This window comes from Streptomyces sp. NPDC017529, from assembly GCF_044329785.1.
In the GTDB taxonomy this organism is placed as follows: Bacteria; Actinomycetota; Actinomycetes; order Streptomycetales; family Streptomycetaceae; genus Streptomyces.
The window spans coordinates 133,842-149,702 of sequence record NZ_JBIRJY010000004.1; the positions used below are offsets into that span (position 1 = coordinate 133,842).

The 15,861-nt window shown below is 73.2% G+C and carries 16 protein-coding genes; 5 read left to right on the forward strand and 11 right to left on the reverse strand.

Translation table 11 applies throughout. From position 1 onward, the window contains the following. Positions 1–156 precede the first annotated feature (156 nt). The 5 genes from ACH4K4_RS11275 to afsQ1 all read right to left on the reverse strand — a co-directional run bounded on the left by ACH4K4_RS11275 (position 157) and on the right by afsQ1 (position 4,012). Positions 157–363: a PspC domain-containing protein gene (locus tag ACH4K4_RS11275; protein ID WP_398166505.1), complete on the reverse strand. Its 207-nt coding sequence runs from the start codon at positions 361–363 to the stop codon at positions 157–159. A 50-nt stretch (positions 364–413) separates the two neighbouring features. Then, complete coding sequence (locus tag ACH4K4_RS11280; RefSeq protein WP_398166507.1) at positions 414–926, reverse strand: VanZ family protein; 513 nt, start codon at positions 924–926, stop codon at positions 414–416. 103 nt (positions 927–1,029) lie between these two features. Further along, a complete protein-coding gene (locus ACH4K4_RS11285; protein ID WP_398166509.1) occupies positions 1,030–1,683 on the reverse strand; it encodes a hypothetical protein in 654 nt (217 codons plus the stop codon). Further along, the gene (locus tag ACH4K4_RS11290; protein WP_398166511.1) at positions 1,680–3,338 is read right to left on the reverse strand and encodes an ATP-binding protein; all 1,659 of its coding nucleotides are present in this window, start codon (positions 3,336–3,338) and stop codon (positions 1,680–1,682) included. The genes ACH4K4_RS11285 and ACH4K4_RS11290 overlap by 4 nt, the downstream gene beginning before the upstream one ends. Beyond that, positions 3,335–4,012, reverse strand: a complete 678-nt coding sequence (afsQ1, locus tag ACH4K4_RS11295; RefSeq protein WP_398166513.1) for a two-component system response regulator AfsQ1 — start codon at positions 4,010–4,012, stop codon at positions 3,335–3,337. The genes ACH4K4_RS11290 and afsQ1 overlap by 4 nt, the downstream gene beginning before the upstream one ends. A gap of 186 nt (positions 4,013–4,198) precedes the next feature. Here afsQ1 and ACH4K4_RS11300 point away from each other — a divergent pair, with 186 nt between their 5' ends. Beyond that, positions 4,199–4,996, forward strand: a complete 798-nt coding sequence (locus tag ACH4K4_RS11300) for a SigE family RNA polymerase sigma factor (RefSeq protein WP_398166515.1) — start codon at positions 4,199–4,201, stop codon at positions 4,994–4,996. A gap of 114 nt (positions 4,997–5,110) precedes the next feature. On the opposite strand, the gene ACH4K4_RS11305 is transcribed toward ACH4K4_RS11300, so the two are convergent. Then, positions 5,111–5,794 carry a uridine kinase gene (locus tag ACH4K4_RS11305; RefSeq protein WP_398166517.1) on the reverse strand — a complete coding sequence of 228 codons (684 nt, stop codon included), beginning with the start codon at positions 5,792–5,794 and terminating at the stop codon, positions 5,111–5,113. Positions 5,795–5,982: 188 nt separating this feature from the next. Here ACH4K4_RS11305 and ACH4K4_RS11310 point away from each other — a divergent pair, with 188 nt between their 5' ends. Continuing rightward, positions 5,983–6,327: a hypothetical protein gene (locus tag ACH4K4_RS11310; RefSeq protein WP_398166519.1), complete on the forward strand. Its 345-nt coding sequence runs from the start codon at positions 5,983–5,985 to the stop codon at positions 6,325–6,327. Positions 6,328–6,442: 115 nt separating this feature from the next. Here ACH4K4_RS11310 and ACH4K4_RS11315 read toward each other — a convergent pair whose 3' ends face one another. From ACH4K4_RS11315 to deoC, 3 genes are read right to left on the reverse strand one after another with little or no spacing between them, the layout of a single operon-like run. Then, positions 6,443–7,321 (reverse strand): aldehyde dehydrogenase family protein, encoded by an 879-nt coding sequence (locus tag ACH4K4_RS11315; protein ID WP_398166521.1) that lies wholly within the window; start codon positions 7,319–7,321, stop codon positions 6,443–6,445. Then, the gene (locus ACH4K4_RS11320; protein WP_398166523.1) at positions 7,314–8,750 is read right to left on the reverse strand and encodes an aldehyde dehydrogenase family protein; all 1,437 of its coding nucleotides are present in this window, start codon (positions 8,748–8,750) and stop codon (positions 7,314–7,316) included. Before ACH4K4_RS11320 ends, ACH4K4_RS11315 begins: the two co-directional genes overlap by 8 nt. Positions 8,751–8,754: 4 nt before the next feature. Next, complete coding sequence (deoC, locus tag ACH4K4_RS11325) at positions 8,755–9,750, reverse strand: deoxyribose-phosphate aldolase (protein WP_398167174.1); 996 nt, start codon at positions 9,748–9,750, stop codon at positions 8,755–8,757. A 451-nt stretch (positions 9,751–10,201) separates the two neighbouring features. Here deoC and ACH4K4_RS11330 point away from each other — a divergent pair, with 451 nt between their 5' ends. The 3 genes from ACH4K4_RS11330 to ACH4K4_RS11340 all read left to right on the forward strand — a co-directional run bounded on the left by ACH4K4_RS11330 (position 10,202) and on the right by ACH4K4_RS11340 (position 12,658). Next, positions 10,202–11,302, forward strand: a complete 1,101-nt coding sequence (locus ACH4K4_RS11330; protein ID WP_398166525.1) for a hypothetical protein — start codon at positions 10,202–10,204, stop codon at positions 11,300–11,302. Continuing rightward, positions 11,299–11,946, forward strand: coding sequence for a class F sortase (locus ACH4K4_RS11335; protein ID WP_398166526.1), 648 nt, complete (start codon positions 11,299–11,301; stop codon positions 11,944–11,946). The genes ACH4K4_RS11330 and ACH4K4_RS11335 overlap by 4 nt, the downstream gene beginning before the upstream one ends. A gap of 79 nt (positions 11,947–12,025) precedes the next feature. Further along, positions 12,026–12,658: a PH domain-containing protein gene (locus tag ACH4K4_RS11340; RefSeq protein WP_398166528.1), complete on the forward strand. Its 633-nt coding sequence runs from the start codon at positions 12,026–12,028 to the stop codon at positions 12,656–12,658. A gap of 24 nt (positions 12,659–12,682) precedes the next feature. Here the strand turns inward: ACH4K4_RS11340 and ACH4K4_RS11345 are convergent, their stop codons facing one another. Continuing rightward, positions 12,683–13,912 carry a hypothetical protein gene (locus ACH4K4_RS11345; protein ID WP_398166530.1) on the reverse strand — a complete coding sequence of 410 codons (1,230 nt, stop codon included), beginning with the start codon at positions 13,910–13,912 and terminating at the stop codon, positions 12,683–12,685. A 197-nt stretch (positions 13,913–14,109) separates the two neighbouring features. Next, positions 14,110–15,783 carry a phospho-sugar mutase gene (locus tag ACH4K4_RS11350; RefSeq protein ID WP_398166531.1) on the reverse strand — a complete coding sequence of 558 codons (1,674 nt, stop codon included), beginning with the start codon at positions 15,781–15,783 and terminating at the stop codon, positions 14,110–14,112. Between the last annotated feature and the right edge of the window lie 78 nt (positions 15,784–15,861).

Genomic DNA, 15,861 nt, shown 5'->3' on the forward strand with positions numbered 1-15,861 from the left:
GGGCGCCCTCCCCCCGGCGCCGCCCCGCGGCAGAGCCGGGGCGGCGGGGCGGGGGCCCGGGCGGGCCCCGGGCCCGCCCCCCGCGTCCGGGCGGGGCCACGGCCATGTGCGCGGGCACGGGCGTCGGCGTGGACGCCCGCGCGCGGCGGTCGGTGGTTACCAGGCGTTGCGGCTCGCGTTGTCCTCCGACGGGAGGAAGATCCACAGGCCCAGGTAGATCAGGAACTGCGGGCCGGGAAGCAGGCAGGAGAGAAGGAAGATCACGCGCATCGTGGCGGGCGTGGTGCCGAAGCGCCGCGCCAGACCCGCGCACACTCCGGCGATCATCCTGTTGTTGCGGGGACGGACCAGTGCGGCGGCCATGGCTCTCGACTCCTTGTCGACTGTGGTGCGGGGCTGTCTGCCCCGATGTCTCAAAGGTAGGTCCGGGAGCCCGACAGGGCGTCGGCCTGCGGTGCGATACCGACCCTGGTGATCGTGGGGGTCGGCCGGGCGGGGGCGTCCTCCTTGCGGCGGAGCCGGGACCGGACCCCGGGTACGACCAGCAGGTGCGCGAGTGCGACTCCGGCGGTGTTCAGTATCGCCATGTCCACATCGGGCACCCGGCCGGGCACCGCGGTCTGCAGCAGCTCGATGGCCAGCGCGACCATCGCGCCGGCGAAGACCGTACGGGCCATGGAGCCCAGCGGAGAAACGTTCAGGCGCCCGGCTGCCATGGGCAGCAGGAAGCCCAGCGGCGCCAGCAGCAGTACCGCGCCCCCGAGGCTCTGCACGGCCTCCCACGGCCCGTGCGCCAGCTCGGCACGGATCGTCGCCAGCGGCCGGAAGTTGGCGGCGGGCACCCAGGGAACCGTACGGGGGCGCAGCATCAGCCAGCCGACGATCAGCAGATGCGCCACGAGGAGGACGGCTCCCGCGGCGCGCATACGGAGGGCGGCGTTTCCGCCGCGGCCATGACGCTGCACACTGCCCAGGACGCGCCGGGCGGCAGCCGCGGTTCCGCCGGCGGTACACCGCCCTGCCGACCGGCTACTCCCGCGGTACGGGACTGCCCCACCCCGTGCTCTGCGCGCTCTCCGGATGGGCGCGTACCTCCGCCGTGCAGGCGTACCGCAGCGGGTGGCTGTCACCGGGGCCGCCCAGCACCGCGGCGTCCGTGCCGCCCAGCGCCGCGCTCCCGCCGAACGTGCACACGATCTGGGCGAGCGCGAAGGACGGCAGGTCCTCAGGCCGCGTGCTCAGCCGCAGCGTCCCCTCGGGGTCGCCCGCGCGCGGCGCGGACACCTCCAGGTCCTCGGGCACCGACGTACTGAATCCGGCCTCCTCCTCGGCGGTACCCGGCTGCTCCTGGAGCTCGTCCAGCAGGTCGCCGGCCACCTGGAGGCGGTCGGCGGGACGCTGCTTGGGCACCGTCACGGTCCGGTCCACCGTCGCCAGCGCCGAACTGCACACCAGATACACCTTGACCGGGGCACCGTCGGGCACGGCCGGGGCCGCGGGGCCCGGGACCTTGCAGCTCACCCTGGAGGGCGCGCTCCCGGCGTCGACCGGCACGGACGTGCCGCGGATGCCGCAGCCCGCGAGGGCCGGCGCGAGGGCGGCCAGGGCCGCGGCCGCCAGCGCGGCGGCCCGGCGCCGGAGCCGGACCCGGGAGCCGAGGGGGGTACGGGCGCGCCGGGTCACCGGCCGTCACCGCCTTCCGTGCCGCGGGGCTCCGCGCCCCCTTCGGGACCGGCGTCCTCGTCCGCGTCCCCGTTCCCGCTGCCGGTGCGGGCCGGGTCCGAGGTGCCCACCGGCAGACGCAGGGTGAAGACCGCGCCGCCCTCGGGCGAGTTCGCGGCCGTGATCTCACCGCCGTGGATGTGCGCGTTCTCCAGCGCGATCGACAGGCCCAGGCCGCTGCCCTCGGACCGCGGCCGGGACGCGCTCGCCTTGTAGAAACGGTCGAACACGTGCGGCAGGACCTCCTGGGGGATGCCGGGGCCGTGGTCCCGCACCCGGATCAGCAGGTCCTCGCCGTCCGCCGTGGTCTCGGTGTGCACCGACACCCGTACCGGCGAGCCGCCGTGCTTGAGCGCGTTGCCGATGAGGTTGGCCAGGATGACGTCCAGGCGGCGCGGGTCCAGCCGGGCCACGATGCCGCGCTCGGCGTCCAGTTCGACCGCGTCCAGCCAGGCCCGCGCGTCGATGCACGCGGTCACCTGGTCCGCGACGTCCACGTCGTCCTGGACCAGCCGCGCCGTCCCCGCGTCGAAGCGGGTGACCTCCATCAGGTTCTCCACCAGGTCGTTCAGCCGCCGGGTCTCGCTGACCACCAGCTTCACCGCGGGCGCGATCATCGGGTCGAGGGAGTCCTCCTCTTCCTCCAGCACCTCGGTGACGGCCGTGATCGCCGTCAGCGGCGTCCGCAGCTCGTGCGACATGTCGGCCACGAAGCGCCGGGAGGACGCCTCGCGGCCGCTCAGCTCCTCGACCCGCTGCTCCAGGCGTTCGGCGGTGCGGTTGAAGGTGCGCGACAGGTCGGCGAGTTCGTCGGTGCCGGTCACCCGCAGCCGGGTGTCCAGCCGCCCTTCGCCCAGCTGCCGGGCCGCGTGCCCCAGCCGCTGTACGGGCCGCAGCACCGTGGTCGCGGCGGCCTGCGCCAGCAGCGCGGAGCCGACCAGCGCCAGTGCGGTGGCGATACCCAGCGACCAGGCCAGCGAGTTGAGGTCCTGCCGCTCGGTGGCCAGCGACTTGAGCATGTAGCCGGTCGGGCCGCCGCCGTTCATGCGGGCTCCGGCGACGAGGTACGGGGTGTCCTGTAGCTCCTTGCGCTGCCAGTACATGTGGTACGGGACGCGGTTGCCGTCGTCGACGGCACGCTTCTCGTTGACCGCCTTCTGCAGGGCCTTGGGCACGGTGCCCAGCGTGAACAGCTCCGTGTCGGTGGACGCCACGCACTGCTTGCCGTCGCTGCCCTGCGCGACCAGCAGCACCGCGTAGTTCTGCGGGCCGCCCGCCATCTGGCGCGCGGCGTCCTGCAGCTCCGCGCACCGCGGGCGCAGCGGCAGGGAACGGGTGCTGTCCTCCAGCGATTTGCGGAAGTCGTTGAGCGCGGAGTTCTGGGTGCGGTCCAGCACGGTGTTGCGGTTGAGCCAGTACGCGATGCCGGAGGCGGAGACCGCGGCGGTCAGCGCGACCAGCGCGAAGACCACGACGAGCCGCAGCCGCAGGCTGGTCCAGCGCAGCAGCCCGAGGGCCCGCACGCACCGCCGGAGGAAGGACGGCCGCTCCGGCGCGCCCTCGCCGCCGCCGGCCGCTTCGGCATCCGTACGGCTCTCGGGAGAACGCTCCGTCACTGCGGCGTGTCCAGCCGGTAGCCGACACCGCGGACCGTACGGATCAGGGTCGGCGAGGACGGGACGTCCTCCACCTTCGCGCGCAGCCGCTGCACGCACGCGTCCACCAGCCGCGAGTCGCCGAGGTAGTCGTGCTCCCACACCAGGCGCAGCAGCTGCTGGCGGGAGAGGGCCTGCCCGGGGCGGCGGCTCAGCTCCAGCAGCAAGCGCAGCTCGGTGGGTGTCAGTTGCAGGTCCTCACCGTTCTTCGTGACCGTCATCGCCGAGCGGTCGATCACCAGCGAACCGAAGGTCGCCGCATCGTTGGACTCGCGCTCCCCGCGCCGCAGCACGGCCCGGATACGGGCGTCCAGGACCCGGCCCTGCACCGGCTTGACCACGTAGTCGTCGGCGCCGGACTCCAGCCCGACCACCACGTCGATGTCGTCGTTGCGCGCGGTCAGCAGGATGATGGGCAGTTGGTCCGTACGCCTGATCCGCCGGCACACCTCGAAACCGTCGATGCCCGGCAGCATCACGTCCAGCACGATCAGGTCCGGGCGCTGCTCGCGCAGCAGCTTCAGGCCGTCCTCGCCCGTCGCCGCGGCCACCACACGGTGACCCTGGCGCGACAGGGAGAGTTCGAGGGCCGTGCGGATGGCGTCGTCGTCCTCGATCAGCAACAGGAAAGGCACACCGGCCATTCTGGCCCATGGCGGACCGCGACTTCGACTCGCGCGGTGTCCGCGCGGTGCCCGCACCCCGGCCCGCCCGCTGTGACAGGGCTGTGACAGACGGCAGACAGCGTCATGAAACTGCTTCGGCAGAGTTTCCCCCATCACGAACCGAAGCCAGCAGGGTCTACCGACGGGGGGCGCGCGATGAACACACTGCACAGCACCACTACCAGCGCAGTCATCACGCGTCTGCACGATGTCGGCCGGGCCGCCGAGAAGTCCGGTGCCGTGGGCGGGCGGGGGTGCGCTCGCGGCACCGGGCGTCATCGCATTCCTTACATGATCGCGATCGACGCGATGACGCAGCGCGACGGGGGACGCGGAACCAACGGGGGAAACGGTGGTTCCGACGGGGGAGCGGCGTACAGGGAAGGCACGGGGGAACGGCACTCCACGTCGAAGGCGGAGGGTACGGGGGACGCCGCCGCGGCGTTCACCGCCTACGTCCAGGAGCGCCGCGCTTCCCTGTACGCCACCGCCTACCACCTGACCGGTGACCGCTTCGAGGCCGAGGACCTGCTGCAGAGCGCGCTGTTCTCGACCTACCGGGCGTGGGACCGGATCAGTGACAAGGCGGCGCTGGGCGGCTACCTGCGCCGCACGATGACCAACCTGCACATCAGCGCGTGGCGCCGCCGCAAGCTGAACGAGTACCCGACCGAGGAGCTGCCGGAGACGGCCGGCGACGCGGACGCGATGCGCGGTACGGAGCTGCGCGCCGTGCTGTGGCAGGCGCTGGCCCGGCTGCCCGAGACGCAGCGCACGATGCTCGTGCTGCGCTACTACGAGGGCCGCACGGACCCGGAGATCGCGGACATTCTCAACATCAGTGTCGGCACGGTGAAGTCCAGCATCTGGCGCTCCCTGCGCCGGCTGCGCGAGGACGAGGTCCTCAGCTTCGGCCGTGACGAGCAGGAGTCCTTCGGCGAGCTGGTGGCCTGAGGGGCGGGGAAGACGGGGGCCGAGGGGGGACCCGGGGGGAACGGGGAACACGGGGGGAACGAGGAGCGGATTCGGCCGGCCGGGGGGTGCGGCGCGAATCCGCTCCTTCGCCGTTCAGGAGCGGAGTTCCGCGGGGCCGGCGGTGGCCGCGGCGGGCCGCGGGGGCCGGGCGGCCGCGTCGGCCGGGGTCCGTGCGGCGGCTATCCGCGCCAGCGCCTCCGGTTTGGCGCACGGGAACGCGCCCAGGGCGGTGTGCCGCTCGACGAGCGCTCGCTCGGCACGCAGCAGCCGCAGGCCGCGGCGCAGCAGATACAGGGCCGGCTTGCGGCCCTCGCGCAGGTCGCGGGCGAGCCTGCGCCGGAACGTCGTGGTGGGACGGCCGCGCAGGCACAGCGCGTCGGCCAGCAGGCCCGCGGCCCGGCAGCGCGCGACGATGTCCGCCGCGAAGATGCCCTCGGCGATGAACAGCCCGGTGTCGCCCCGGTCCAGCACCGTTTCGCCGGTCCGCGCGCTGGTGGCGATGTCGTACACCGGCACGGCGGTGCGCCCCGTACGGCACAGCGCCTCGATCGCGGCGACGGCGGCACCCGCGTCCCACGACAGCGGTGAGTCCCAGTCGGCGCCGCCGCCGTCGGGCAGCTGTGGCAGCGTCGGGTCCGTGCCCTCCTTGTAGAAGTCGTCGAGGTTGAGGACGGGCAGGCCGGTGCGGGCGGCGAGGGACGACTTGCCGGAGCCGGAGGGACCGGTCAGCAGGACGACCCGGGCGGCGGGCGGCCGGGCGGGGGAGTGCGGGCTCACGGGGAGCCATTGTCGCGCATTGGGCCGTGCGGGTTACCCGGAGCGCGCTCGCTGGAACGCCCGAGCCGCCTCAACTACGCTTCGTAATCGTTCGATTACACAATGATTAGCCTTGCGATGCAACAGGTAGGTGGCACATGGCCTTTCACGCACGACCCAGGCGCCGGCGCCGCGTACCCCGCGGTCTGGTGCGCGCCGGGCTGGCGTTCACGGCGGCCGGTGCGGCGTTCGCGGTGTCCGGTGCGGCGCCGGCGGGCGCGGCGTCCGCCCACGAACTCGACATCAAGGCGGCCGGCAAGGCACTGGGCGGTGCGCTGCTGCACTCCATGGCGGGCGGCGTCGGGCCGGTCAAGAGCCTCAAGCTGGACCCGCTGGCCGGCACCACCGCCGATCCGCTGACCAACAAGGTCGGTACGCAGATCGCCGACTTCAAGCCGCTGACCACAGGCGTGGTGACGGACCCGATCGCGGGCGGGGGCGCGTTGGGGGACATGCCGGTCACGGAGAAGGTCATGGGCCTGCTGCCCGGTTGAGGGCGCCGGCGGGTACGCGGCGGAACGCGGTCCGCCCGCCCTCGTGGACGGACGAGGGCGGGCGGCGGCGGGTACGCGCGGGCGCGGACGCTCGCGGACCGGGGTTCCGGGGGGATCAGACCCCCATCGGGTGCCAGACCGTCTTGGTCTCCAGGAAGGCCAGCAGCCGTTCCGTGCCGGGGTCGGCGGCCCAGTCGGCGGCGCCGTCCACAGCCTGTGGGCGCAGTACGCGCTTGAGGTTGTCGGCCGCGGCCGTCTCCAGCGCCTTGACCAGCTCCGCGTCGGCCGCGGCGCCCGCCAGGTCGATGGCGTTGACGTCCTGGTGCGCGGCCAGCGGCCCGCCCAGCTCGTTGACGCGCCCGGACAGGATGTTGACCACACCGCCGGGCAGGTCGGAGGTGGCCAGCACCTCGCCCAGCGACAGCGCCGGCAGCGGGGACTTCTCGCTCGTGACGACCACGACCGTGTTGCCGGTGACGATCGCCGGGGCGATCACCGACACCAGGCCGAGGAACGACGACTCCTGCGGCGCCAGCACGGCCACCACGCCGGTCGGCTCCGGCGAGGACAGGTTGAAGTACGGCCCGGCGACCGGGTTCGCGGAGCCCGCGATCTGGGCGACCTTGTCGGACCAGCCCGCGTACCAGACCCAGCGGTCGATCGCCGCGTCCACCTGCGCAGCGGACTTGGCCTTCGACAGACCCTCGGCGTCGGCGACCTCCGCGGCGAACTGCTCGCGGCGGCCCTCCAGCATCTCCGCGACGCGGTAGAGGATCTGGCCGCGGTTGTACGCGGTCGCGCCGGACCAGCCGCCGAACGCCTTGCGGGCCGCGACGACCGCGTCCCGGGCGTCCTTGCGGGACGACAGGGGCGCGTTGGCGAGCCACTTGCCCTTTGCGTCGGTCACCTCGTACACCCGCCCGCTCTCGGACCGGGGGAACTTGCCCCCGACGTACAGCTTGTAGGTCTTGAGCACGCTCAAACGATCAGACATTGAGGTACGCCTCCAGACCGTGCCGGCCGCCCTCGCGGCCGAAGCCCGACTCCTTGTAACCGCCGAACGGCGAGGCCGGGTCGAACTTGTTGAACGTGTTGGACCAGACGATGCCCGCCCGGAGCTTGCTCGCCATCCACAGGATGCGCGAGCCCTTCTCCGTCCAGACGCCCGCCGACAGGCCGTAGGGGGTGTTGTTGGCCTTGGCGACCGCCTCTTCCGGCGTACGGAAGGTGAGCACCGACAGTACCGGCCCGAAGATCTCCTCCTGGGCGATGCGGTGGGCCTGGGTGACGCCGGTGAACAGCGTCGGCGCGAACCAGTAGCCCGCGTCGGGCAGCTCGCAGGCCGGGGCCCAGCGCTCGGCGCCCTCGGACTCGCCCGCGTCGGCCAGCGCCTTGATACGGGCCAGCTGCTCGGCGGAGTTGATGGCGCCGATGTCGGTGTTCTTGTCCAGCGGGTCGCCGACGCGCAGCGTGCTCATCCGCCGCTTGAGCGCGTCCAGCAGCTCGTCCTGCACGGACTCCTGCACCAGCAGGCGAGAGCCCGCGCAGCACACGTGGCCCTGGTTGAAGAAGATGCCGTTGACGATGCCCTCGACGGCCTGGTCGATCGGCGCGTCGTCGAAGACGATGTTCGCGGCCTTGCCGCCCAGCTCCAGGGTGAGCTTCTTGTCCGTACCGGCGACGGTACGGGCGATGGCCTTGCCGACCTCGGTCGAGCCGGTGAAGGCGACCTTGTTCACGTCCGGGTGCGCGACCAGCTCGGCGCCGGTCGAGCCGTCACCGGTCAGGATGTTGACGACGCCCTTCGGCAGGCCCGCCTGGCGGCAGATGTCCGCGAAGAACAGCGCGGACAGCGGCGTGGTCTCGGCGGGCTTGAGGACGACGGTGTTGCCGCAGGCCAGCGCCGGGGCGATCTTCCACGCCAGCATCAGCAGCGGGAAGTTCCACGGGATGACCTGGCCGGCCACGCCCAGCGGCTTCGGGTCGGCGCCGTAGCCCGCGTGGCCCAGCTTGTCGGCCCAGCCCGCGTAGTAGAAGAAGTGCGCGGCGACCAGCGGCAGGTCCGAGTCGCGGGACTCGCGGATCGGCTTGCCGTTGTCCAGCGACTCCAGCACGGCCAGCTCGCGGGAGCGCTCCTGGATGATCCGCGCGATGCGGAAGAGGTACTTGGCGCGCTCGGCGCCGGGCAGCGCCGACCACTTCTCGAACGCCTTGCGGGCGGCCTTGACGGCGCGGTCCACGTCGTCGGAGCCGGCCTGCGCGACCTCGGAGAGGACCTCCTCGTTCGCGGGCGAGACGGTCTTGAAGACCTTGCCGTCGGCGGCCTCGGTGAACTCGCCGTCGACGAACAGGCCGTAGGACGGCGCGATGTCGACGACGGCGCGCGACTCGGGCGCCGGTGCGTATTCGAATGCTGAGCTCATCGGTTCAGTCCACCGTGACGTAGTCGGGGCCGGAGTAGCGGCCGGTGCTGAGCTTCTGGCGCTGCATCAGCAGGTCGTTGAGGAGGCTGGAGGCGCCGAAGCGGAACCAGTCCGCGGTCAGCCACTGATCGCCCAGCGTCTCGTTGACCATGACCAGGTACTTCAGCGCGTCCTTGGTCGTACGGATGCCGCCGGCCGGCTTCACACCGACCTGTACCCCGGTCGCCGCGTGGAAGTCGCGGACGGCCTCCAGCATCAGCAGGGTCACCGGCGGGGTGGCGTTGACCGCGACCTTGCCGGTCGAGGTCTTGATGAAGTCGGCGCCCGCGAGCATCGCGAGCCAGGAGACCCGGCGCACGTTGTCGTACGTCTGGAGCTCGCCGGTCTCGAAGATCACCTTCAGGTGCGCGTACGAGCCGTCCTCGCGGCGGCACGCCTCCTTGACCTGCTTGATCTCCTCGAAGACGGACATGTACCGGCCGGACAGGAACGCGCCCCGGTCGATCACCATGTCGATCTCGTCGGCGCCGGCCGCGACCGCGTCACGGGTGTCGGCCAGCTTGACCGGCAGCGCGGCCCGCCCCGCCGGGAAGGCGGTGGCGACGGAGGCGACGTGGATGCCGGAACCGGCCAGCGCTTCCTTGGCCGTCGCCACCATGTCGGGGTAGACGCAGATCGCGGCGACCTTGGGGGTGGTGCCGTCGGTGGGGTCCGGGTGGATCCCCTTGGCGCACAGGGCCCGGACCTTGCCCGGGGTGTCCGCTCCTTCGAGCGTCGTCAGGTCGATCATCGTGATGGCGAGATCGATGGCGTACGCCTTCGCCGTGGTCTTGATCGAGCGGGTGCCGAGGGTCGCGGCGCGGGCCTGGAGGCCGACCGCGTCGACACCCGGGAGGCCGTGCAGGAAGCGGCGCAGCGCACCGTCGGAAGCGGTCACGTCCGCCATCGACGCCAGACGCCCCGCGGCTTCCTTGCCGTATGCGGGAACAGTGGTGGGCATGGTCACGAGGGGAGCATATCTACGCGCGTAGCTGCATGTCACCCCCCTGTGCCGAGGGGATGGCGCGGCGGCGCGGACAATTCCGCTTTTTGTGACGATGTCCGCTGATGCCGGGCGTACGCCTTCCCGCGTCGCGGCCGTTACGCAACGGGGGGCCAAGCAGTCAAAAGCCGTCCGTACGCCGAAGTCACCTGGGTCATCAGGCAGTTCAAGCGGCCCGCCGGCCCCCGGCGGGCCGCTTTCCGCAGGCGCGGGCGGGACTCTGTAACAGGCGCCTCCGGGAGTGATGGACTTCTGTGAGGTGGCCGTTACACAACCACGGACGGCCTGTCACGGTCGTCACCTACCTTTTTAAATGCCGCACCGCACCGCAGCACCTTCTGGCCCCACCCGTAGAGGACGGCGGATGTGGTCTCGTCGCCGAACGGCCGACCATCAACAGGGGTTTCCCATGACCGTACTGACCGCACGCCGCCGCACGCTGCGCACCGCCGTCGCGTCCGCCGCGCTGGGCGCCGCCCTCCTCGGCTCCGCCTCCGGTGCCTTCGCCGCCACACCCGCCACCGCGGCGACGGCCGCCGCGAAGCCCGCCTCCGCCGGCGCCGACCGCTACGCGGGACAGCCGGTCTACATCGGCAACGGCATGGTGGCCGTGCTGCGCAACGTGCGTTCGGCGGGCGGCCCCGAGGCGTGGATCCGCTACGTCGGGCCGCAGTGGAAGCCCGGCAGCTGGTACCTGGTCCGGGTGCTCGACGTCCTCGACCGCGGCCACCCGTCCGCGCAGGTCAAGGGCCTGTCCCTGCGCCTGTCCGGCGCCTGGGGCACGTCGCCGAAGCTGCACGTCAACGGGGGCAAGGGCGGGGCGAAGACCTATGCGCTGCCGAAGTCCGGCGCGCCGGCCACCGGCGGCAAGGAGGCCGGCAAGAGCGGCCAGGGCGGCAAGGGCGGCACCGGACAGGCCGCCCGCAAGCCCGGCGGCACCGGCTCCGACGGCCGCAAGAGCTGCGCCGTCTCCCGCCGCGTGGCCATCGGCGGCGGCACCCTGGCGGTCATGACCAACAGCTCCAAGGGGCCCAAGGTGACGTTCGAGGACGGTCCGGGCAACGCGGTGCCGGGCGTCTCCCTCGACCGTACGCACCCGACCCTGGCCCGCTTCGGTGCGAAGATCGTCGATCCGTACAGCGCCCGCCCCACCTTCCGCTTCACGATGCAGGGCGGCAGCTACCCGGCCGGTCACGCCAATTTCCCCACGATGCCCAAGGGCTGCGCCCTGGTCGCGAAGCCCGGCAAGTCTGCCGGTGTCCCGGGCGGCACGCGCACCGCCAAGGCGGCCGACAGCAAGGGCGCGGCCGCCGCAGGCTCGCAGGCCGCGCCGACCGCCACCCAGACCAAGGTGCTGCCCAAGGGCGCGGTGGCCGCCGGCTACGACGGCGCCGAGGCGCCGGACAACACCCCGCTGTTCGCCGCGGGCGGCGCGCTCGCCGCCGCCGGTGCCGCGGGCGTCGCCTTCGCGGTGCGCCGCCGCCGTCAGTCCGAGGGAGCGCGGGCTTGAGCCGTCCCACGGGGGGACACCGGGCGGGCGGCCCGCTGACGGCGGCCTGTCTGCTCCTGCTCGCGATGGGCGGCGCCCTGGTCACCTGGGGCCTCCTGCGCGGCGGTGCGTCCTTTGACGCGGCGCCGCCCGTCCACGTGGCGGACACGAGCGCCCCCACCGAGAGCCCGCGCGCCACGACGGCCGCACTGCCCGCGGCCGAGCCCGTACGCGTCCGCATACCGGCCGCCGGGGTGAACACCGGGCCCGTCCTGGGCCTGGGGCTGGCCGCCGACGGCACGGTCGAGGTGCCGTCCGTGGCCCAGGCGGGCCGGATCGGCTGGTACGACAAGGGCGTCACCCCGGGCGAGACCGGCCCCGCCGTCCTGATCGGCCACTACGACACCGCCGAGGGACCGGCCGTACTGAAGGACGTCGGCCGCATCGGGGTCGGCGACAAGATCTACGTCGACCGGGCGGACGGCCGGACCGCGGTCTTCGCCGTGCGGGAGCTCCAGCAGGTGGACAAGAAGGCGTTCCCCACCCAGCGGGTCTACGGGGACACCGACCGGCCCGAACTGCGCCTGGTGACCTGCGGCGGCGACCTGGTCGGCGGCCACCGGCCGGACAACATCGTGGTCTACGCCGATCTGGTGGCGGCCTGAGGCACGGCCGGGCGGCGGGCGTACGAATGATGCCGTAACGCAATGTCCGGCATCCGGACGCTCAGGCACAATCGGCAGCATGACGAGCCCGGAACAGTCCTCCCCGCAGCAGCAGTACGCGGACCGCAGCTACCGCTCGCCCGCCGCCCTCGTCGGCGGGGTGCTGCTGCTCGTGCTCGCCGCCTGGCTGGGCGGCGACGCGCTGGTGCGCGGCGCGGCGCACACCAAGCTGCTGGCGGTGGCCGGGCTGCTGTTCGCGGTGCCGCTGGTGACCGCCTTCACGCTGCGCCCGCTGGTGCGCGCGGGCGCGGACCGGCTGGTGGTGCGCAACCCGTTCCGTACGATCACGCTGCCGTGGGCGGCGGTCGAGGACCTGCGGGCGTCGTTCTCCAGCGAGGTCTTCACGACGGACGGCACGAAGTACCAGCTCTGGTCGATCCCCGTGTCGCTGCGGCAGCGCAAGAAGGCCAACCGGCAGGCGGCCCGCGCCGCCGGACGCCCGGACCACCACGACCCGCACCAGGGTCCGGCCCCGGCGGCGCCACCGCCGCGCGCCACCGCCGACCGGGCCCTCGACGAACTGCGGGAGCTGCGCGAGCGCGGCGCCAAGCGGGACGGCGCGCAGGGCACGCCGGTGGTGAAGTGGGCGTACGAGGTGGTCGTGCCGTGCGTGGTGGGCGCGGTGGCGCTGGCGGTGCTCGTCGCGGTGTAGCCGGGACGCCGGCACCGGCGTGCGTCACGGCGGCCCGCGGTACACCAGCGTCATGTACGCGCCGAAGTACGCCGAGCCCAGTGCGGCGGCCGACAGCGACAGCACGGCGACGCGGCGGTGCGCGCGGGCGATGGCCAGGGCCAGGGGGAGCAGCAGCGGGAAGCCGGGGAGCAGGAAGCGCGCGCGGGGGAAGTAGACACCGCCGCTGCCCAGGACGATCAGCAGCAGGGCCCCGCTGAAGACCAGGAGCGGCAGCGGCTGACGGTCGAACAGGCACAGCAGGAAGAGCGCGGCCGACGCGATCAGCACCAGCGACACCACCACCAGGAAGAGCTGCGGGTGCGACGGGTACATCAGAGTGTCGCGCATCGTGCGCAGCGTCTGCTTGCCACCGTCCCACTGGTTGTCCCACTGCCGCTGGACCGCGAAGTAGCCGTCGGCGCGCCCCAGCCGCAGGCCCACCCAGCCGACGTACACGAGCCAGCCCAGCGGCGCGAGCACCGCGCCGAGGACGATCCGGCGCACCCGGCCGCGGTCCGGGGCCGTGGGTATGGGGACGGGCGCGGTACGGCTCAGGCGCCACAAGGCCACGACGGAGCTGGCGCAGACCGCTGCGACGAGGGCCAGGCCGGTGGGCCGGGTGAGCCCGGCGAGCAGGCAGAGCGCGCCGGCCGTGACCCAGCGGTCGGTCAGTACGGCGTACAGCGACCAGGCCACCAGCGCGGTGAACAGCGACTCCGTGTAGCCCATCCACTGGATGGCGGCGACCGGCGTGGCGCCCCACAGGACGGCCAGTACGGTGCCCACCCGCCGCCCGTACAGCCGCTCGCCCACCGCGAAGATCCCCCAGGCGGCCAGCAGCGAGCAGCCGGCCGCGACGACCAGCCCGACCGACGCGCGGGAGCCGGGCGTCACCCCCGCGACGGCCTTGACCAGGACCGGGAACAGCGGGAAGAAGGCCAGGTTGCTCTCGTTGAAGCCGCTCTCGTCGAACGTGTCCGCGTAGCCGTGGTCGGCGATGCCCAGGTACCAGCGGGAATCCCACCGGTTGGCCAGCAGCGGCCACAGGCCGCGGTGCTGGAGGTGCGCCCATTTCAGCAGGACGAGGGTGCCCAGCAGCCGTACGGCGGTGTAGCCGAGCAGGGCCGGTCCGGCGCGGCGCAGCAGGCTCGGGGCCGGCCGCGCGGCGGGGCCCGGGGGAGCGGAGACCGCCGGTGCGGTGGTGGCGGCCGTACGGGACGCGCTCGGGAACACTGCGGCAACTCCCGGGCAGGCTGGGCAGCTTGTCGGACCAGACCAGGGTGTCCCGGAGCGCGCGTGCGCGCGGGGGCGTGCTGCGACAGGTGCAGTACGACTGTCACCCGTACGTGAAGGTCACCCGTACGAGAAGCGGGCCCCGGCACCCTCAGGTCCCGGGGCCCGCTCCGCGCGGGCGGCTCACGCCGGGCGCATCAGATGCCGGCCGCCGCCGACAGGTCCGCCTTGATCGCGCCGAGCACCGCGTCGGCCTTGGCGCGCGCGGCGGCCGGCCCGCCGGCGTCCGCGACCGGCACCACGACCTCCAGATAGCACTTCAGCTTGGGCTCGGTACCGCTGGGCCTGACCACCACCCGGCCGCCCTCGACGCCGTCCCGCTCCGAACCCGCGAGGTAGTAGCGCAGGCCGTCGGTGGGCGGCAGCGTGTCCGTCCCCCGGGAGAGGTCGTCGGAGGACGACACGGCCAGGCCCGCCAGGGCGGCCGGCGGCTGCTCGCGGAGCCGCCGCATGGCCGAGGCGATCAGCGAGAGGTCCTCGACGCGGACCGACAGCTGGTCGGTGGCGTGCAGGCCGAACTCCAGGGCCAGGTCGTCCAGCAGGTCCGTCAGCGTGCGGCCGGACTGCTTCAGCTCGGCGGCCAGCTCGGTGATCAGCAGGGCCGCGGTGATGCCGTCCTTGTCCCGCACGCCCTCGGGGTCGACGCAGTAGCCCAGCGCCTCTTCGTACGCGTACCGCAGGCCGTCCACGCGGGCCAGCCACTTGAAGCCGGTCAGCGTCTCCTCGTACGGGAGCGAGGCCCCGGCGGCGATCCGCGACATCAGCGAGGACGACACGATCGTGGTCGCGAAGGTGCCGGACGCCTGCTTGCCGACCAGGTGCGCGGCCAGCAGCGCGCCGACCTCGTCACCGCGCAGCATGCGCCAGCCTGCCTCGGTACCGGGGGCCGGTACGGCGACGGCGCAGCGGTCCGCGTCCGGGTCGTTGGCGATGACGATGTCCGGTCCGACGGTGCGCGCCGTCGCGAAGGACAGGTCCATCGCGCCCGGCTCCTCCGGGTTGGGGAAGGCCACGGTCGGGAAGTCCGGGTCCGGCTCCGCCTGCTCGGCGACCACGGTCGGCGCCGGGAAGCCGGCCCGCGCGAAGGCGGCGACCAGCACGTCGCGGCCGACGCCGTGCATCGGCGTGTAGACCACCTGCGTGTCGCGCGGCGAGCCGGGCGTGAGCACCGCGTCCGTACGCTCCAGGTACGCCTGGAGCACGTCCTCGCCCAGCACCTCCCAGCCGTCCTCCGGCCGCGGCACGTCGTCCAGCGACGCCACCGCCGCGATCCGCTCCGCGATCAGCCCGTCGGCGGGCGGCACGATCTGCGAACCGTCCCCCAAGTAGACCTTGTAGCCGTTGTCGCGCGGCGGGTTGTGGCTCGCGGTGACCTCGACGCCGGCGACGGCGCCCAGGTGGCGTATGGCGAAGGCCAGGACCGGGGTGGGCAGCGGGCGCGGCAGCACCGCGGCGCGCAGCCCCGCGCCCACCATCACGGCCGCGGTGTCCCGCGCGAAGTCGGCGCTCTTGTACCGCGCGTCGTACCCGATGACGACCAGGCCCCCGGCCTGGCCCTGGTCCTTGAGGTACGCCGTGAGCCCGGCCGCCGCCCGGATGACGACGGCACGGTTCATCCGCATCGGGCCCGCGCCCAGCTCACCGCGCAGCCCGGCGGTGCCGAACTGCAGCGTGCCCGCGAACCGGGCCGCCAACTCGTCGGCGTCCTCGGCGTCGATGAGCTTGGCCAGCTCTTCGCGGGTCTCCGGGTCGGGGTCCTCGGCCAGCCATGCCTTCGCCCGGCTGATCAGCTCCGCGGAATCGGTTGCCACGTGATGCTCCTGCCTGTGGTTGCGGTGGTGGGGGGGGAAGCGCCCGGCGCTCTCAACGCTTACCCACTCCGCGCGATG